Source organism: Chryseobacterium sp. PCH239 (assembly GCF_018924625.1).
Taxonomy (GTDB): Bacteria; Bacteroidota; Bacteroidia; order Flavobacteriales; family Weeksellaceae; genus Chryseobacterium; species Chryseobacterium cucumeris.
On record NZ_CP073027.1, the window covers coordinates 1,676,475 to 1,697,116 of the forward strand.

9 protein-coding genes are annotated in these 20,642 nt (G+C 37.0%); 5 read left to right on the top strand and 4 right to left on the bottom strand.

Features of this window, described 5'->3' with window-relative positions:
- Nucleotides 1–147: 147 nt before the first annotated feature.
- The 3 genes from KBP46_RS07655 to dnaE all read right to left on the bottom strand — a co-directional run bounded on the left by KBP46_RS07655 (nucleotide 148) and on the right by dnaE (nucleotide 11,644).
- A complete protein-coding gene (locus KBP46_RS07655; protein WP_216445052.1) occupies nucleotides 148–2,958 on the bottom strand; it encodes a T9SS type A sorting domain-containing protein in 2,811 nt (936 codons plus the stop codon).
- 127 nt (nucleotides 2,959–3,085) lie between these two features.
- Nucleotides 3,086–6,634: a T9SS type A sorting domain-containing protein gene (locus KBP46_RS07660; RefSeq protein ID WP_216445053.1), complete on the bottom strand. Its 3,549-nt coding sequence runs from the start codon at nucleotides 6,632–6,634 to the stop codon at nucleotides 3,086–3,088.
- 342 nt (nucleotides 6,635–6,976) lie between these two features.
- Nucleotides 6,977–11,644 (bottom strand): DNA polymerase III subunit alpha, encoded by a 4,668-nt coding sequence (gene dnaE / locus KBP46_RS07665; protein ID WP_062671161.1) that lies wholly within the window; start codon nucleotides 11,642–11,644, stop codon nucleotides 6,977–6,979.
- A gap of 258 nt (nucleotides 11,645–11,902) precedes the next feature.
- On the opposite strand from dnaE, the gene KBP46_RS07670 reads away from it, so the two are divergent.
- The 4 genes from KBP46_RS07670 (at nucleotide 11,903) to KBP46_RS07685 (ending at nucleotide 18,699) form a co-directional block, all read left to right on the top strand.
- Nucleotides 11,903–14,026, top strand: a complete 2,124-nt coding sequence (locus KBP46_RS07670) for a S8 family peptidase (protein ID WP_123278066.1) — start codon at nucleotides 11,903–11,905, stop codon at nucleotides 14,024–14,026.
- A 75-nt stretch (nucleotides 14,027–14,101) separates the two neighbouring features.
- Nucleotides 14,102–16,174 (top strand): thiamine pyrophosphate-dependent enzyme, encoded by a 2,073-nt coding sequence (locus tag KBP46_RS07675; RefSeq protein ID WP_062671163.1) that lies wholly within the window; start codon nucleotides 14,102–14,104, stop codon nucleotides 16,172–16,174.
- A 207-nt stretch (nucleotides 16,175–16,381) separates the two neighbouring features.
- Nucleotides 16,382–17,413 (top strand): bestrophin family protein, encoded by a 1,032-nt coding sequence (locus tag KBP46_RS07680; protein ID WP_062671165.1) that lies wholly within the window; start codon nucleotides 16,382–16,384, stop codon nucleotides 17,411–17,413.
- A gap of 200 nt (nucleotides 17,414–17,613) precedes the next feature.
- Complete coding sequence (locus KBP46_RS07685; protein WP_216445054.1) at nucleotides 17,614–18,699, top strand: serine hydrolase; 1,086 nt, start codon at nucleotides 17,614–17,616, stop codon at nucleotides 18,697–18,699.
- A gap of 17 nt (nucleotides 18,700–18,716) precedes the next feature.
- On the opposite strand, the gene KBP46_RS07690 is transcribed toward KBP46_RS07685, so the two are convergent.
- Nucleotides 18,717–19,175: an Lrp/AsnC family transcriptional regulator gene (locus tag KBP46_RS07690; protein ID WP_034695278.1), complete on the bottom strand. Its 459-nt coding sequence runs from the start codon at nucleotides 19,173–19,175 to the stop codon at nucleotides 18,717–18,719.
- 157 nt (nucleotides 19,176–19,332) lie between these two features.
- Between KBP46_RS07690 and KBP46_RS07695 the strand changes: the two genes are divergently transcribed.
- Nucleotides 19,333–20,562, top strand: a complete 1,230-nt coding sequence (locus KBP46_RS07695) for an aminotransferase class I/II-fold pyridoxal phosphate-dependent enzyme (RefSeq protein WP_062671169.1) — start codon at nucleotides 19,333–19,335, stop codon at nucleotides 20,560–20,562.
- Nucleotides 20,563–20,642 lie beyond the last annotated feature (80 nt).

The following is a 20,642-nucleotide window of genomic DNA, read 5'->3' on the forward strand; positions in this document are numbered from 1 at the left end:
CTAGTGAAAATCAGCAATAAAAAAAATATTTTTTTCATCATATGACAACAAATATAAATTTTCTTTCAACAAAAGATAATCCCCCTTATAAACAAAGAGACTGCTCAAATTGAACAGTCTCTTTTTTCTATTTTTAAAATAAATTATTTATCTTTTAATTGCCTTAACCGTTTGTTTAGATCCGTCTTTCATATTTAATACTACAAAATACATTCCTTGTTTCAGATCTCTTAATTGAAGTTCAGAAGAAGGATTATCAATTGTTTTCATCAATCTTCCGGAAGAATCAAGAATGGAAACTGATTTTACGTTATATGGTTTTACAATGTTCAGGATATCTTTAAATGGATTTGGGTATACTTCTATAGTTTCTTTTTTATCATTAACTTCAAGAATACCAAGACTGGTTACTTTTTCTATAGTAATAGTAAAAACATCTTCTACTGTATCAGTATTGCCCCGATCTCCAACATTTATATAATATACAGTTCCCGCAACAGTTGGCAAATCCATTACAACCGGACTTGAACCAGTAAAATCTACTCTTTTTACACACGTTAAGTTTCCACAATTTCCTTTATAGGCACCAATACCAAAATTAAAGGTGCTATTTAAAGGTCTTGAAACTGTAATCTTATGCAGAAAACCATCACCAACGAAGGTAAACCATGTCCCATCATTCATCGCAGAATTACAAGAATTTATAAATCCATTATTATTGGTAGTATGCTCAGCATCAACCTGTGTATAAGTATATGGAAAATTTGAAACCGTCAAAGCACCAGTACAGTCATCATTAACGGGAGGCTGCAATGTTCCCACACAAATATTGAATTTAACACCAACACCAACACCTGTACTGTACACCCTTATATAATAGGTTTCACCCGCAACCAACCCTGAAACATTATTAATATAACTAGAACGATTAACACTTCCGCCGCATTTTACACTTGTTAAAGCACCACAACTACCTTTGAAAACTTCGAATCGTATATCTTGCTGTGTATTACTCACTCCAACATCTATAATATTTTTAAAACTAATTCTGTGGCTGGCTTCTGTTGCTACAAATTTAAACCATACATCATTCTGAACCCCGATTCCGCCACACGAAACTGCAGGTAACATCGCTGAAACTGTTGCCCCCAAAGTACTTCCTTCAAGTCCCCCAACACAGGTCAAATCCGGATTAACACTCAAAGAAACAGCATTTGTACATTCATCATTTACCGGAATCGGTGTCAAATCTTTTGTAATACATAAATCAAAATTGAAACCCGATTGGGGTGTTCCCTCTACATCAAATATTCTGAGATAATAAGTTTCTCCCACCGTAAAACCAGTAACAAGTCCAACAGTCCCTCCTATTCCTAAACATACAGGATTAGCACAATTGCCACCAAGCACATTAAAACTTAATCCTCCCAAGGAGTTTGGTTCTCCCACAGCAACTTTATTAATTAATTTAATGATATGTTTGGTATCAGTTGCTATAAATTTATACCATACATCATATCTGGAGAAATTGTCACAAGATACAGCAGACTTTGTTGATGATAAAGTCGTTCCGGAAGTAACAATTGTACAATCCGCTCCAGAATTTACAGGAATACTTATGGCATCAATACAATTATCATTGACAGGCGGTTGTGGCAGTGTTCCTACACATATATCAAATTTATGAGATGAATAGCCTGATCCACTAAATACTTTTATATAATAGGTCTCTCCTACAGTAAGGTTATTAACAACAGAAACAGGACATGATGCACTTGTCACATAACCGCATCCATAACCAGAACATAATATACTTGTCAAATTACCACAATCACCTTTTAAAACCTGAAAATAAACATATCCACCTCCTAATGGTACAGAGGTTACATCCTTCAGATTAACTGTATGCCTAGAAGAAGTAGCTGTAAACTTATACCATACATCACCAGTACTCGTATCACATGATGATGCAGGAGACGATACAGTTGACATCACAGTAGTCCCAGAGGTAAAACTCACACAACTCACATCTGGATTTACAGTAAGGTTTATAGCATTTGTACACTCATCATTGGTAGGTATAGCTGGCACTGTTGTAAATTTCTGATTAACACAACCGGAAGACTCTCCTGCCGATCCCACTGCTGTTACTTTAAGATAATAAACTGTACTTGCCAAAAGTGGAGATGACGGAGTAAAGTTTGTTGTCGTTACCGACTGTTGATTAACAATATCTGTTCCTCCCGGAGTTGTTCCGACAGAAACTTTATAACTTGTAGCTCCCTGTACAGCGGCCCATGTAAAAGTAGGTAGAACCGGTACATTCGAAGCATTGTTTGCAGGATAACTGATTATCGGACAATCCGGTAAAAGATTGGGAACCAATCCCATAAGACTCACCACAGGCTTATAAGGTAAAAAATGGCCAATTGGAGGATTAGCAGGATCAGGATTAGCAGTATTACTTTCAGTATAAAGAGCCTGCTCCATAGTATTATATACAAAAAACGGATTATTTGAATTAGAATTAAATCCATTTTCATCTACTGCAACAACTAAGTTTCTTACATTATCATATGGAAAAGGAGTAGAAAATGTAACCTCTGCAACTCCGTTTACATTAGTAACCGTACCTGAATAAACCTGAGTCATTTCCCCAACAGAAATCCAACCGATTTGATAATCTAAAGAGTTTTTTGTAGTATGTCCTAAATAAACCACCCAATTTGATAAATAAGAGGGATTTGCAGAAGGTGTTAAGTAAAATTTAAGCCCTGTAATATTACCTGCTGCATCAGCATTGATTTCTTGTTTTGTATAAATCTGCTGGGAATAAGAGAAGGCAAAACCACTGTTGACCGGAGCATTACCCGGGTCTGTACTTCCTGCTCCTAATTTGATTTGAGCACTTAGTACAATACTTAACATCAGTAAGCATAAAAATAAGATTTTCTTCATGTATAAGTTTTTGGTTATTAATACGTCCACGAATTTACAATAAATTCAAAACACCTTTTTAAAAAAATTAAAAATAAAAAAACGACAGCTATTTAGCTGTCGTTTCATGTTAGATAATTAATACATTTTATCTTTTAATCGCTTTAATCGTTTGTTTAGACCCATCTTTCATATTCAGTACCACTAAATACATTCCTTGTTTCAGATCTCCAAAATGAAGCGTAGAAGAAGGATTGTCAATAGTTTTCACTACTCTTCCTGCAGTATCAACTACAGAAGCAGATTTTACTTTAGCAGCATCTGAAATATTCAGAACATCTACAAATGGATTAGGATAAGCTTTAATCTCATTATTTTTCTTTTCAACCTCAGCTGTTGCAAGCCCCGAACAACCTTGCGTTACCGAAATACTATAGTTACCAACTCTGGTTGCAGTATACCCTGTAAGCAAGATATAATAGGTAGTACCAGCAACTCCTGTAAAGGTTAATGTCGGAGCATTATAAAGAGAAACTGTACATCCGGCATCAGCATATCCCACACCAGAACTATTACTGAAGCAAGTAAGTGAACCACAAGTACCTGTGTATACTCTTAGATATGCATCATATTGTGTACCACAAGCATCAATAGTAATAGGTCCATTTTCAGTAGCTTTTACTGTGTACCAAACTCCTTTATAAGATGCAGTAGAACCTGTACTACCACATGATGAAGCTGGAAGAGTTTCATCACCGGCCAGCGCATTTACACCCTGAACTGTTCCGTTACAAGCTATAGCAGTAGCTGTATCACATGTATCATTAGCAACAGGTGAAGGAGTAGTCACAGCAATCTGGAAATTAGATGTTGTAGTTGCCGTACTTGTAGAAGAATATACTCTTACATAATAAGTTTGACCTACAGCAAGATTTTGTAACAATATGTTGGAATTTCCATAAGCACCATCAAAACAAGTCATAGCTGTTAAAGCCCCACAGGCTCCAGAATATATCTGTGTACTTGTTGCATTATCAGTATATAAAACATGTACAAGATGTGTAGCAGCCGTTGCAGTAAACGAATACCAAACATCATCATTAACTCCAGATGCGCTACATGTAGGTGCCGTAACTCCTGAACTCTGAGTAGCACTTACAGTAGAACCGTTCACAGCGTTTAGGAAAGCATCAGTACCGCTCACAGAAAGAGCTGTAGCGTTTGCACAGTCGTCATTTGCCGGAGGAGGCGGAGGCGTACCAATACAAATATTGAAGCTATTAGCATACAGCGTAGTACCATTCGTATTAGAATTATAAACTCTCACATAATAGGTCTGACCTGCAGTAAGACCAGTTAGTGGAGTATTCACAGAAGTACCACATTTAATACTTGTCAAAGTACCGCAAACACCACTGAATACCTGTGTATACAAACTCGTTGATGAAGAAGTTCCAACCGCAGTAACATTTGAAAGCATTACTACATGATCAGTACCTGTAGCTGTAAATTTATACCAAACATCATCATCAGCCGTTCCTGTACATGGACTTACTGCCAACCCTGAATTAGTTGCACTTAAAGTTGTTCCCGACACAGGCGTAGCACATGCCAAAGTAGGATTTACCGATAAGGAAACAGCAGCTGAACACTCATCATTAGCAGGAGCAGCAGGAAGCGTTCCCATACAGATGTCAAAAGAATTTGCATAAAAACTTGCTCCTGAATTAGCATCATACGTATACACTCTCACATAATAAGTCTGACCTGCCGTAAGACCTGTTAAGTTTGTAAAGTTTGTATTTGAACTGATACATGTAGTACTTACCAAAGCTCCACAAGCCCCACTGAATATCTGAGCATACAAAGATGTAGTAGAAGCAGTTCCGACAGAAACTACATTCTTCAACTGAAAAGTATGACCAGTACCTGTAGCTATAAATTTATACCAAACATCATCATCAGCTGTTCCTGAACAAGATCCAAGAGCAACTCCTGAACTTGTTCCTCCTAATGTTGTTCCTGATGTTATACTTGTACAACTCATATCAGGATTGATTGTAATTGCCACTGCATTAGCACAGTCATCATTCGCTGGCGGCGGTGGCGGTGTACTTACGCAAATATTAAAGCTAGCATTAGCCGTAACCGTAGTAGAGTAAGTATAAACTCTTACGTAATAAGTTTGTCCCGGAGTAAGACCGGTAACAATATTTGTCTCAGCATCAGAACACAGTAGACTTGTGAAAGTACCACAGTTTCCTGACAATACCTGGAAATACATATCAGTAGTTCCTGTTGTAGTTCCAGTAGAAGTTATATTAGATATTGCTATTACATGACTTGCTGCCGTTGCAGTAAACTTATACCATACATCATCATTCGGACCTCCGAAACAAGTACCTGCAGCCATAGATTCTGTAGCACCCAAAGTATTACCAGGAGTTGTAGCAGTACAAGTTAAAGAAGGATTCACTGTTAAATCCACAGCACCTGAACAATTATCATTTACCGGAGGTACTACAGTAGTCGTGAAGTTTCTTTCAGTACATCCTGTTGAGACTACACCACCGTTATAAGCTGTAATAGTATAATAATATTGAGTTGTCGGATTCAGTTGCTGCGCAGGAGTAAGTGTATAAGCAGTAACATTTCCCATATCAAAATTACTCAAAACATTGAAAGTGCCAGCAGACGTTCCGATACTTAATCTATACCCTAATGCTCCGCTTACAGCAGACCAAGAGAAAGTAGTTAATACCGGTACACCGACCTGAGCACTTGTAGGTGCAGTCACAGACGGACATCCCAATGTAGCCATTGTTGTAAAAGATCTTTCAGCACATGCAGTAGATGTCCCTGCGGAATTTACAGCATATACCGTATAGTAATATTGAGTATTGAAACTTAAGGAACTGGTTAAAGTATAAGAATTAGTAATCCCTACATCCTGCATATTCATAATATTTGTTCCTCCAGGTGTTGTTCCCATGCTAATCTTATATGATGAAGCATAATTGGAAGCCGTCCAGGTAATTGTAGGCATTACAGAAACATTGGTTGCTGCAGCTGCAGGTGCGGAAACCGCCGGACAAGCTGGAGCTGCTGCCGGAGTAAGTCCCAACAGACCTGTAACTGATTTTGTAGTTGTTCTTGATCCTGTTGGAGGTGATGCCGGGTCTGGATTCACAGTGTCACTTCTATTATACAGCGTTGAATTAGAAGGTCCGGTATAGGTGTAGAATTTGTTTGTGGTTGCTGTATAATCAGCAGTATTCTCATCTATAGCAAACACAAGGTTATCTGTATTGTTATAAGCAAAAGGAGTTGTAAAATTGACAATCACTTCTCCTCCTGAAGCACTTACAGTACCAGCAAAAACCTGTGTCATACCAGACACAGGAATCCAATCCGATGTACTGGAAAAAGAAGTCTTAGTAGTATGAGCTACATACACTACCCAATCTACAGATTTTGAAATATCTGCATTGTTTGGAAGATAAAACTTCATCCCGGTAATAGTACCCGCAGCACTCGCATTAATTTCACTTTTAGTAAAAATCTGCTGGGTGTAGTTATATCCGTAGTTGACATCAACCGGGACGTATCCTCCCTGGGACGTCCCACTGCCGAGTGTTACCTGGGCATTCATAATAGAAGCTATTAAAAATAGACTTAATAGTAGTAATTTCTTCATAAATAGTAATAATATAAATTAGGACGGTAAATGTATAAATATTATATTAAAATTTAAATGAAATATTTAAAAATATCATAAAATATTAAATAAAAACACTTAAAAATAACGATAGAACACAATAAAATTAAACATTTATTTAAATTTAACAATTATTTCGCAATATATTGAAAAATAATAATCACATGAAAATCAAACACTTAAATACTATACAAACAAAATAGACTTCAGAAAATTTTTCTATTTAACATAAATAAATATTTAAAATTTTTCATCAATATCATCAAATAGCAAACAAAAAAAGAGCGACCTAAGCCACTCTTTTATATTATTAAGTATTTTCTAGTTTAAATAAAACTCATATTTATTAAGAAGTTGAATTTCTTTAATCAAATCTCCATTAAGATCCACCGAATGTTTCATAGACTGCACTTCAATATGGGAGTCATCTTCGAGATTTTTAATAAAGAATTTCAGTTTTTGATTTCCTTTGTTTCTGTCGAGAACTGTTCTGAAAAAGTCAAGATCCTCAGGTCTTACATCCATTACATCCATTACTAAAGATATACTTTTTGCAAACCGTTCAAATGCTTCCTGAAGTTCTATCACATCATTTACATTCACGAAGACTCTCCCATCTTTTACCTGAGCAAATTTTATTTTAAAAATAACAAATCTCTGAACTTCCAGTTTCTCCTTCAGCCTCATATAATCTCTGTCTCCCAGCCTGAATGAATATGATCCTGAATAATCTTCGAGCGTAACAAAAGCTACTTTCTCACCACTCCTGAAACCATCCTGAACTCTGTATTCAGTAATAAGACCAGCTACAGTATATTCTTTTCCTCCGCCGCCATTTTCTCTTTCTTTCTGAAGCGTTTTCCAGTCTTTCTTTTTCTCTTCAAACAACTCTTCCTGTTTATTAGAAAAAGCCTGTTCTTTATAAGCATCTACCTCATCCAGATTCAGGAATAAGAAATTTCCTTTTGGTTCTGCTTTTTTAGTCACTTCCTCCACTACTTCCTCTTCACCAGCCACTACATCATCTGAGACAATTTCTATAAGATCTACAGCATCATCCTGAGCATCCTTCTCCAATACGGGTGTTTCATCCGTAACTACTTTATCTTCCTCATTTTTCTCAAGAACAGATTTTTTAGAAAGCCGCCCCTGCATAAACTGGAACTGATATTTAAATTCATCCAGCGGATGGGCAGAAAGATAGAAACCGATAATCTCCTTTTCTTTATTAAGTTTATGCATATTTGGCCATTCCGGACAAGGTGCCAATTTCGGCTGCTCAATCTGAACTTCTTCCGCAAAATCTGCAAATAAAGAATGCTCCATCTCATTTTTACTTTCCTGAAAGCTCTGCCCGTATCTGATAAGCCTTTCAAGATTGGTCTTTCCAGCCATATCAATGTCAAAATACTGTCCTCTGTGGAAAGAATCCAGTTCATCAAAAGCTCCGGCAAGCACCAAACTTTCTGCTACTCTTTTGTTCATCTGGGAAGGCATTATTCTTTCGAAGAAATCGTAAATATTTTTAAATCTTCCGTTCTCTCTTTCTCTTGTAATACATTCACTCGGTCCTTCACCAATTCCTTTGATTGCTCCCAATCCGAAACGGATCTGCCCCTTTTCGTTTACGGAGAACTTGTATTGAGATTCATTTACATCCGGTCCTAATACATCAACTCCCATACTTTTACAATCTTCCATGAACATGGTAATTGCATCCGTATTGTTAATGTTATTACTCATTACACTCGCCATATATTCCGCCGGATAATTCGCTTTTAAATAGGCAGTCTGATAAGCAATAAACGCATAACAGGTTGAGTGAGACTTGTTAAAGGCGTATTCTGCAAAGGCCTTCCAGTCGTTCCAGATTTTCTCTAATCTCTCCTCATTCAGGTTATTTTTTCTCCCTCCTTCAATGAATTTCGGGTACATTTTATTAAGAACATCGATCTGCTTTTTACCCATCGCTTTTCTCAAAGTATCGGCTTCACCTTTGGTAAAGTTGGCCAGTTTTTGAGATAAAAGCATTACCTGCTCCTGATAAACGGTAATCCCGTATGTTTCCTTTAAATATTCTTCTGTTTCTGGTAAATCGTAGACAATTTCTTCAATTCCATGTTTTCTGTTGATGAAGTTTGGAATGTATTTAATAGGACCCGGACGGTACAATGCGTTCATGGCAATAAGATCGGCAAAAACCGTTGGTTTAAGCTCCCTCATGTATTTTTGCATCCCTGGACTTTCATACTGGAAAATCCCTACTGTTCTTCCTTCTTTAAATAGCTGATATGTTTTAGCATCATCAAGAGGAATAAGATCCGGATCAATATCAATATCATATCTTGCTTTTACCAGCTTCAATGCATCCTTAATAATAGTCAGAGTTCTCAACCCCAGGAAATCCATCTTCAGAAGTCCCGCACTTTCCGCCACTGAGTTATCAAACTGTGATACCAGGATATCTGCATCTTTCGCTGCAATAGTCACCGGAACCAGGTTACTCACATCTTCCGGCGTAATGATTACACCACAGGCGTGAATCCCGGTATTCCTGATACAACCTTCCATCTTTTTGGCGCTTGCCAAAACTCCGTGTCTCGCATCATCAGGAGTATCAAGAACATATCTCATTTCATCAACGAGCATCTGTTCTTCCGGCTTTAATTTATCATATTTTGCTAAAGCTTTCGCAATGTTCATCCCCGGACTCGGAGGAATCAATTTAGCAATATTGTTCGTGTCAGGAATTGGGACATCCAAAACTCTTCCGGCATCTTTAATGGCAGATTTTCCTCCCAACACGGAGTATGTGATAATCTGTGCTACCTGAGTTTTTCCGTATTTTTCAACTACCCATTTGATAATTTTATCTCGTCCTTCATCATCAAAGTCGATATCAATATCGGGCATGGAAACCCTTTCAGGATTCAGGAATCTCTCAAAAAGGAGATCATATTTAATAGGGTCTACATTGGTAATTCCGATACAGTAAGCCACCGCAGATCCCGCAGCTGACCCCCTTCCAGGACCAACCCAAACCCCCATCTTACGAGCTTCATTACAAAAATCCTGTACAATAAGGAAGTATCCCGGATAACCGGTATTGGCAATTACTTCAAGCTCAAAGTCCAGTCGTTCTTTAATTTCATCAGTAATGCCTGTATCTTCATATCTTCTTTTCGCTCCTTCATAAGTAAGATAGGTAAGATAAGCCATCTCCCCTCTTTTTCCTCCGTCTACCTCATCTTCCGGATGGATAAATTCTTCAGGAATATCAAATTTTGGAAGGAGAACGTCCCTTTTTAAAGTATATGGTTTAAACTTTGCCGTAAATTCTTCATAGGCATCAAAAGCATCAGGATACGCTAGAAAGGCTTCTTTTATTTCATCAGAATTTTTAATAAAATATTCACCTGTTGCCAACCCTCTTCTTTTACCGAATCCCTTTCCAATAGGCGTTGTCAGCTTTTCACCATCTTTGATGCAGCTTACAATGTCCTGGATATTAGAATCATCTTTATTGGTATAAAAAGTCTCGTTCTGAGCAAGAATTTTAACATCATATTTATCAGCCAGATACAAAAGAACTTCATTCAAATGCTCTTCTTCAGGCAGTTTGTGATTCTGAATCTGAACATAAAAATCATCCTCAAAGGTATCTTTCCACCATTTGAAAAGCTCTTCCCCTTTCTGTTCACCGGTATTTAAAATCGCATCAGGAATATCTCCCATAATTCCGGAAGTCAAAGCAATGACTCCTTCTTTATACTGCGCAATCAATTCTCTGCTTACCCTTGGAACCCCAAAATAGAAACCTTTCAAAAATCCGATACTGGAAAGCTTTGCCAGATTTTTATAACCATTGAAATCTTTTGCCAAAAGCACTACCTGGGTTCTCCTGTCCGGATCATCCTTGGTAAATTGCTTTTGTTCATAACGTTCTGAAATATAAAATTCGCAACCTACAACCGGGATAAGCGGTTCGGAAACAGGTTCAGCTTCATTAAATTCCGTTCCGTTTTCTTCTGCTTCCTGCTTTTTCGCCAGGTATTCTTTATGTTTCTTTGCCCTGTCACCATTAGCACTCTCAACTGCTGACACAAACTTGAAAGCTCCCATCATATTTCCCAGATCCACCATACCGACAGCCGGGAAGTTTTCATCAGTAGCTTTTTTAATCAAATCATTGATACTCGAAGTAGCGGTAAGTGTAGAGAAAACACTGTGATTATCAAAATTGAAATATTTTCCTAAATCAATTTCATCAATACTTCCGAAATCCTGTTGTTTTTTCTTATTATGAAAATCAGCGACCTGCCTTCTGATCACAATATTGAAAGGCTTAATAGGATCCGGATAAAGGCTTCTGAAATAAGCAAGCTGATCTTCTGAAATCTTTAATGTCTCAGCCGGTACTACTCCAATTCTTACCATTTCAAAGAAAGCTCTGGCAGTAGCATTTACGTCGGCAGCAGCATTATGGGCTTCATCAAATTTGCTCCCATAAAGTTTTTCATACAGTTCTTCAAGTTTTGGAGGTTTAAAACGGCCTCCCCGGCCTCCGCCCAGCTGGCAGAAGTCAGTCCCCAAAATCATGGTATCTGCTTTGGGTTTTTCCTGAAGATTATCTTTCAGATTTTTTCTATAAAATTCTGCTCCTACAATATTATAGTCGAATTCTACATTATGTCCGGAAACCACCCTTACCCTTTCAAGGACTTTAGAAAACTCTTCAAGAATTTCCTGCAGATCCCGTCCTTCTTCATTGGCAATTTTGGTTGTAATCCCGTGAATACGTGCTGCATTGAAGGGAATATCGTACCCTTCAGGTTTTATGATATAATCCTGGTTTTCAATCAAGTTTCCATCATCATCGTGTACCTGCCATGCAATCTGAACCATTCTTGGCCAGTTATCCGAGTCTGAAAGCGGAGCGTTGAAATTTTTTGGTAAACCGGTTGTTTCTGTGTCAAAAATTAAATACATATAATGTTCTAACTTTTTTATAAAAAGAGAATGTAAAGTTACTTCATTTTTTCTAATTATTAGTTTATGACAAAAACTCACAATATTCAGAATAGCTAAACAATTTCGTTTTGTAAAAAAAACAACCAACTCAAACAATGTTGAAATAAAATATTAAAATGTAATTAAAAAAATTAGAATTATTCATTTAAAACTATTAATTACTAAATATTTACCATATATTTGACAAATTACAATTTTAATATTTCAACAACTAAAATGAAGAAACATCTACTTCTCATCAGCACATTAGCAATAGCTTTAGTAAGTGCTCAAAACAACGATGGTTTAAAGAGAGAATTTGAAAGACAAAACAAAGAGAATAATGAAAAGTTTGACTCTTATGTTTCTAGAAGATTTGGTAGTGATAGAAATCCTGAAACTCAAAAAATAATTCAGGAAATGAGAGAAAATCTGGCCGGGTTTAGTGGAAATGTTCCCAACTTTTACCAGTCAGAAGATCAAACTCAAATTTTAAATAACAATGTTGATGCCCTAACAACTGCCGGAGGTGTCAATGGTCTAGCCGGATCATTTAAAGGTGAAGGAATTGTATATGCAATTTTTGATGGAGGAAGAATTTATGAAGCTCATACCGCTTTTAATAACGCGGCAGGTAGAATTTCCAACAAAGAAGCAGCCACTAATGCTTATAGTGCCCATTCAACAGGTGTAGCAAGTATTATTGGTGCTAAATCTTCCCCTTTATCAGCCACAAGTAATGGAGTTGTAGTCACAGGAAATGCAATGGGAATTGCATTAAATTCAACAATGGATTCTTACAGATTTGCAACCACAACATTACCTGGTAACTCAACTACAAGTACTGTATTTGATAAAATCTTGCTGGCCCAACCTAAAATATCCAATCACTCTTATGGTATAAATGCTGCCTGGGATTATAAAACTACGGCAAACGGATATCCTGCTAACGGATGGTATTGGGGAGGAAATTATATTTCCGGAACTAATTACGATCTAATGGGAACCTATTATACAAACGACAGATCTTATGACGCTATCGTTTATAATAACCCAACTTATACTATCGTGAAATCTGCCGGAAATTATTTCGGATTCGGACCAGGATATTCAGGCAGTACTACAACAGCTTATTATTATAATGGATCGGGGTATTCTACCTATGCAACAGGTACAGAACCACCTGCTAACTGTGCACAAGGTTATGACTGTATAGGTTATGGCTCATTGGCTAAAAATATTATTGTAGTTGGAGCAACAGATCCTATTACTACAAATAACAGTAGATACAGTGCCGTTACAGATGTTTTAAAGTCTGATTATAGTAGTGCAGGACCTAGAGATGATGGTGGTATTAAACCAGATATTTCCGCTCCGGGCACCGATGTCTGGATGGCATCTACTGCAGAAAATACAACAGGAAGTACAACCTGGCAGGTGAATAGTGGAACCTCAATGGCAGCTCCTCAGGTAGCCGGAATTATTGGACTTTGGATGCAGATTTATAAATCCCTGTTCAACAATGCTCAGCTTATTGCTTCTGCTTCAAAAACTTTAATGGTGCATTCAGCTCTTGAAGCTGGTCAGATAGGTCCAGATCCATGGTACGGATGGGGATACATTAATGCCAAAAAAGGTGCTGAACTTCTTGTAGGAAAATCCAACAACACCATCATATTTAATGATGAAACATTAAATAATGGTGCAGTTAATACCAAAACAGTTAAAGCATCCGGAACTGAACCTTTAAAAGTAACCATATCCTGGATTGATCCAGAGTATACCAACATTACGAATCAATGGGATAATCTATACAACAACAGAACCTCAAGATTAATTAATGATTTAGATGTAAAAATTATCAATACAACAAACAACACAACTTACCTTCCGTGGAAACTGGATGCCAATAACCCAATGTTGCCAGCAACAAAAGGAGACAATACAGTGGACAATGTTGAGCAGGTAGTTATTGATACTCCGACACCAGGAGCTGTTTACAGAATTGAAATTTCTCATAAAGGAACATTAAAGAATAACGCTTCTCCAAGTGTTACTTCTCCTCAAAACTACTCTGTTATCGTAACAGGATTTACTGAAGTATTGGGAACTAAAGAAACCGGATTCGCAATGGATGCTGTAACAGTAGCTCCAACTGTTGTAAAAGACTTTACCAATATATTAAAAGCGCCTAAAAAGGCTACTTTTAATGTTTATGATCTTTCAGGTAAAAAACTACAGACAGGTATCATTAACAATGATAAAGAAGCAGTAGATTTATCCGCTTACACAAAAGGAATTTACATCATTGAAATAAAAACAGACAAAGATGTTATTTCTAAAAAAGTGATCAAGGAATAACCTATATCAACAAAGATTTTACACAAAATACTAACAGTTGTTAGTATTTTGTTTTTTTATGTATATTTGCTTCCTATGGAAAATGCACTTCACGAAAAAGTTTCTCAGGATATATTACTCAAAGCGTATAATCATATGATGCTGGCAAAAGCCATGGCAGACATCTACGAAGAAAACAGAAATGTATGCAAATACGTTCACAGTACTTCCAGAGGTCACGAAGCTATTCAGCTTGCAACAGCTTATCAACTAAAGAAAGAAGATTGGGTTTCTCCTTATTACAGAGACGAAAGTATTCTTTTAGGAATTGGTTTTGAACCTTATCAATTAATGCTTCAATTACTAGCCAAAGCTGATGATCCTTTTTCGGGAGGAAGATCATATTACTCACACCCTTCAAGTAGGGATGAAAACAAACCAAAAATTGTTCATCAGAGTTCTGCTACAGGAATGCAGACCATTCCTACGACAGGAGTAGCACAGGGTATCAAATACATTCAGGATTTCAACCTTCAGCAATTTGAAAATAATCCTGTTGTGGTTTGCAGCCTTGGAGACAATTCCGTTACAGAAGGTGAAGTAAGTGAAGCTTTACAATTTGCAGCTTTACACCAGCTTCCTATCATCTTCCTGGTTCAGGATAACGAATGGGGAATTTCCGTAACAAAAGACGAGGCAAGAACCTGTGACGCTTATGATTTCGTAGCTGGATTTACCGGATTAAGCAGAATGAGAGTAGATGGAACTGATTTTGTGGAAAGTTTCGAAGCTATGAAAAAAGCCGTAGATTTTGTTAGAACAGAAAGAAAGCCTCTTGTTGTCTGTGCCAAAACGGTATTGATCGGCCATCACACTTCAGGAGTAAGAAGAGAATTCTATAGAGACGAAGAAGATTTAACAAAACACAGGGCCAAAGATCCGGGAGAGATCCTTAGAAAACATTTACTGGAAACAGGTGTTGATGAAGATCTTTTAAAGCAAATCACTAAAAAGGCGCGTCTTGAAGCAGAAGAAGCTTTTGAAAAAGCTAAAAATGCAGAAGATCCAAAGCCTGAAAGCGTAATGCAGCACGTTTTCGCTCCTACTCCAATTACAGAGGAAACAGGAACTCGTGAACCTGCCAATGGAGAAAAGATTGTAATGGTAGATGCTGCCATCCACGCAATACAGGAATTGATGTGGAAACATCCGGAAGCACTTCTTTACGGACAGGATGTAGGGGAAAGAATTGGTGGAGTTTTTCGTGAAACAGTTACTTTAGGAAAAAAATTCGGTAGCAAGAGAGTATTCAATACAGCCATCCAGGAAGCTTATATCATTGGATCTACAGCAGGAATGAGTGCTGTTGGGCTTAAGCCAATTGTTGAGGTCCAGTTTGCAGATTATATTTATCCGGGAATCAACCAGTTGATTACGGAAATTTCAAAATCAAATTATTTAAGTGGTGGAAAATTCCCTGTAAGCAACATCATCCGTGTTCCTATCGGAGCTTATGGAGGTGGTGGTCCTTACCACAGTGGAAGTGTTGAAAGTATCTTAGCCAATATCAAAGGAATCAAAATAGCATACCCAAGTAACGCTGCCGATTTTAAAGGATTATTAAAAGCAGCATATTATGATCCGAACCCTGTAGTAATGCTGGAACATAAAGGATTATACTGGAGTAAAGTTCCGGGAACTGAAGATGCTAAAACGATAGAACCTGCTGAAGATTATGTTCTTCCATTCGGAAAAGGTAAAGTGATCATTGAAGCTGATAAAGATGAAACTGAAAAAGGCAGAACTTTATTAGTGGTTACTTACGGTATGGGAGTTTACTGGGCTAAAGAAGCAGCCAAAAACTTCAATGGAAGAGTTGAAGTAATTGATTTAAGAACATTAATTCCTCTGGATGAAGAACTTGTTTTTGAAAGAGTAAAAGCGCACGGAAAATGTATCGTTCTTACAGAAGAGCAACTCAACAACTCTTTTGCAGAAGCTTTTGCGCACCGTATTTCTAAAAACTGCTTCAAGTATCTTGATGCTCCGGTAGAGACGATGGGATCACTGGATGTACCTGCTGTTCCGATCAATCTTGTGCTGGAAAAAGAGATGCTCCCAAATGCTGAAAAGCTCAGCAGTAAGATCGAAGAAATGCTGAAATATTAATTTTATATAAAATTAAAACCTCTAAAAATATTTAGAGGTTTTTTTATGCATTTTTTTCACTACTTTTATTTAAGATTATCAATCTCAATTCTAATCTATTATCAACCAAGAAAACACAATTATCCATTATCTGAGAGTTACTACAAAATACAATTAATCCCAGTTTGGTATTTATTTTGTCTATACACGCAAAACACATCCATTTTTATGATCACTACAAAATACGTCAATTATAAACAGGTTCTCAATTTATCGGGTTTTCATCTTATACTGATTTCAATCTGGTGTACTCTGATCGCTGTCCTGTTCTATTTTTTCAACTGGCAGTGGATGACGATTCCATGGGTTCCTGTAGCTTTAATTGGTACGGCAGAAGCCTTCCTTGTAGGTTTTAAAAACAATCAGGCGTATGACAGACTTTGGGAAGCCAGAAAAATCTGGGGTGGAATTGTGAATTCCAGCCGTTCATTTGCCTCTATGGTATATGCCTTCGATACTAAAAATGAAGAAATTGGAGTTTTTGATCTTGAAGACCGTAAAAAAAGAATCGTCTACCGTCACATAGCATGGTTATATACTTTCCGGGAACAGCTTTTGATTCCTACAGAATGGGAGCATATCAGCACAGAAAATAATAAATTCGGGAATATCAACCTGAGAAGAAACAGGTTAATAAAAGCCGGTTTTCCTGACTACGGAAGAGCTCCTATTTTCCTGCACAAATATCTTTCGGAAGAAGAATACGAACTCAAAAACGATTATAAAAACTTCGCCACCTATCTGGTTGCCCAACAGGCAAAAGATATCAATGAGCTGAAAAACATGAATGCTATCACAGATTTCAATCAGACTCAGCTTCAGAACGCACTGAATGAATTCTACAATTTTCAGGGACAGGCAGAAAGAATCAAGAAATTTCCTTCTCCAAGACAGTTTGCCAGCACAGCCTTTGTTTTCAATATTCTCTTTATCATGCTTCTTCCATTAGGATTAGTGAATGAGTTTGCAAAGCTTGGCGACTGGGGAATCTGGACTTCTATTCCTTTCTGTATCATTATCGGATGGATTTATATCATTATGGAACTGGTAGGAGATTATTCTGAAAATCCTTTTGCAGGATTAATGTTTGATGTTCCGATGCTTTCAATCTGCAGAACGATTGAAATAGACCTTCTTCAGATGAGCGGAGAAACAGACCTTCCGGATCCTATTTCTTCTAAAAATGGAGTGTTGGTATAATTTCTTAGTTATCTTGAAAACCTAAACTTTATATCAAAATCATTGTAAAACTTTAAAATATTCTCTAAAAAGTATTCAAAAAGTTCATTGTTTTTCATAATTTAGAAGCATTGAAAGCATAAGCTATATTGATTCATCCGAATTGATTTAGCTTTTACTTTTTCCATCAACTAATAATTTTATCCTTCCTTTTGTAAACAATGAAATCCAATCAACTCCTGCAGGCTATCGCAATGTTATGTCTTGCCTTATTCTCCCCTAAAGTGAAATCACAGGCAGCTTTCAACAAAGAGTTACCCAAAGAGTTTACGGACGGATTTACCAAAGAAATTAATGACAGCATTTCTTCTTTGGGATCTTTCATTGTTTCACAAAATAATAAGGTAATTTATGAGCAGTATTTCCATGGTGCCAATAAAGAGACTATTTTCAGTATAAAATCTGTTACCAAAAGTATCGTTTCTGTGCTGGCAGGTATCGCACAGGATAAAAACATACTTCCCAACCTCAATACTCCGGTTTTAAAAATTCTTCCGGAATACAATATATCGAGAAGCAGTTTCAAAAACATTTCCAATATTGAAGGAAAAGTAGCTCATGATTCCATCAGAAATACATTAACGTTAAAAAATCTATTGACCATGCAGGGTGGTTTTGACTGGGTTGAAAATTCAAAAATTTCAACAGCTATGTCATTTTCCGGTGATCCTGTAAAGTTTGTACTGGATCTTCCTTTTGAAGAATATCCGGGGACAGTCTTCAATTATAATAGTGGTGAAACCCATCTTTTCGGTGCGGCATTAGCTAAAATCGTAAAGACTAATCTGAAACAGTTCGCTACAGAAAATCTTTTCAGGCCGTTAAAAATGAATACTCCACGATGGGATACAGACTCCATGAACAGGAATATTGCAGGTTCAGAAATGTTTATGAAACCTGAAGACATGCTGAGGTTTGGTACAATGATCCTGAACAACGGAAAATTTAGCGGCAAACAAATCGTCTCTTCAAAATGGATTCAGGAATCTATTTCTGAACAGGTACAACTCGATACCTGGGATGTCATGCCGAATGCCAACGGTTACGGCTATTACTGGTGGCGAAGAAAAACCAATGGGCACCAGGCTTTCGTTGCAACCGGATATGGCGGACAGCTTATCTGTGTCATTCCTGATTTAAAAATGGTCATTGTAACCACTTGCTTTCTGAATGATAAAAATAAAGGCAGAACAGAGATTAAAAGACTCCATTATTTCATTGATAAAATAACCAAAGCAGACCAATAACTGAGTGGGAAATTTATCTATAATATGATTGCCGTCGTATTTTTCACTTCGGAAATCATAAAAGAACTGTGCGTACTTGCAATGTGTTGGAGCGTTGTAAGTTTTGTTAACATAAAACTGCGGTAATCTTCAATATCTTTCACTCCTATTTTAAGAATATAGTCATAATCTCCGCTTACGTGAAAGCATTCTGTTACTTCCTGAAGATCCATCACTTCCTTTTCAAACTGCAGTACAAATTCTTTTTTGTGCTGACTTAGTTTTACATGACACAACACGATAAAATTTTTCTTAACTTTACTCTTGTCCAGCAAGGCTACATATTTTGAAATAACACCTGCATTTTCAAGCTTTTTTACACGCTCATAAATTGCTGTAACAGACAATCCAAGCTTGCCGGACAGCTCTTTGGTGGTTTGCTTACAATCTTCCTGTAAAAAAAGTAACAGTTTCTTATCTGTTTCGTCAAGTTCCATAGATATTTTTTTGGTAAAAATTTAATAATATCGAAGATACTAAATATTTTTTCTAAATAAACAATATTTTACAGTTTTATATTCTACAAATTCAATTTTATATTGTAATTATTAGGAAATTAATGCAAATTGGAACGATAAAATAAAAACAATATTTATGGAAAACTTTAACGCAGCCAATGAGATCCAGGATCTTCAGTATTTTGGTGAATTCGGGGGAGTGAATCCTTCTATCTCTGACAGCTCTACCTATACCTTCCTTTCCGCAAAGACAATGTTTGATACCTTCGAAGGAAATGCGGAAGGATGCTATCTGTATTCCAGACATTCATCGCCAATGAATCTTTATCTGGCGCAGGCTCTTGCCAAGATGGAAAACACAGAATCCGCCAACGTTACAGCATCCGGAATGGGAGCGATTACTTCTGTTTTGATGCAGGTGTGCAAAAGTGGAGATCATATTATTTCAAGCCGAACGATCTACGGAGGAACTTATGCTTTTCTTAAAAATTTCTTCCCTCAATTCAATGTAGCGACCACTTTTGTAGATATCAATAATTTTGAATCTATAGAAAAAGCTATCACTCCAGATACTAAAGTCATTTATTGCGAAAGTGTAAGCAATCCGCTGCTTGAAGTAGCAGACCTTAGAAAACTTTCCGAAATCTGTAAAAAACACAATCTGAAGCTGATCGTAGATAATACCTTCTCTCCTCTTTCTATCTCTCCGACATTATTCGGGGCTGATGTAGTAATTCACAGTTTGACAAAGTTCATCAACGGAAGCAGTGATACGGTAGGAGGAGTATATTGCGCCACTCAGTCATTTATTGATGACACCAAAAATGTAAATTCCGGTGCGTGTATGCTTCTTGGTCCAACGATGGACAGTTTAAGATCTTCAAGCATTTTAAAAAACCTGAGAACATTACACATCAGAATCAAACAGCACAGCCACAATGCCATGTATCTGGCTGAAAGATTTGAAAAAGATGGCTTAAAAGTATCTTATCCGGGCTTACCATCCCACAAAAACCATGAATTAATGAAAAGTATGATTCATGAAGAATACGGATACGGAGGATTACTGACTCTGGACGCCGGAACAACAGAAAAAGCAAACGAACTGATGGAACTGATGCAGACAGAAAATCTGGGGTATCTTGCCGTGAGTTTAGGATTCTATAAAACCCTATTCTCTTGCTCAGGAAAATCTACCTCATCTGAAATCCCTGAAGAAGAAAGAGCTTCCATAGGGATTTCAGACGGACTGATCAGGTTCTCCATCGGTCTTGACCACGATATCAAAAGAACTTACCAAAAAATGAAGGAATGTATGTTGAAAGTAGGAGTTCTTAACCACCATGAAAACATTTCCATTTCCTAAATTTATTGTAAAAGGCTGTTTCATTTGCGAGAAACAGCCTTTTTTATTTATCTACTTACCTGTTTTGATATTGATTAACA

Coding starts and splice junctions, on each gene's coding strand:
- dnaE (WP_062671161.1), bottom strand. CDS start 11,644: ATGTATTTAATTTTTGACACAGAAACAACCGGTTTACCAAAAAATTTC.
- KBP46_RS07670 (WP_123278066.1), top strand. CDS start 11,903: ATGAAGAAACATCTACTTCTCATCAGCACATTAGCAATAGCTTTAGTA.
- KBP46_RS07680 (WP_062671165.1), top strand. CDS start 16,382: ATGATCACTACAAAATACGTCAATTATAAACAGGTTCTCAATTTATCG.
- KBP46_RS07655 (WP_216445052.1), bottom strand. CDS start 2,958: ATGAAGAAAATCTTATTTTTATGCTTACTGATGTTAAGTATTGTACTA.
- KBP46_RS07675 (WP_062671163.1), top strand. CDS start 14,102: ATGGAAAATGCACTTCACGAAAAAGTTTCTCAGGATATATTACTCAAA.
- KBP46_RS07660 (WP_216445053.1), bottom strand. CDS start 6,634: ATGAAGAAATTACTACTATTAAGTCTATTTTTAATAGCTTCTATTATG.
- KBP46_RS07685 (WP_216445054.1), top strand. CDS start 17,614: ATGAAATCCAATCAACTCCTGCAGGCTATCGCAATGTTATGTCTTGCC.
- KBP46_RS07695 (WP_062671169.1), top strand. CDS start 19,333: ATGGAAAACTTTAACGCAGCCAATGAGATCCAGGATCTTCAGTATTTT.
- KBP46_RS07690 (WP_034695278.1), bottom strand. CDS start 19,175: ATGGAACTTGACGAAACAGATAAGAAACTGTTACTTTTTTTACAGGAA.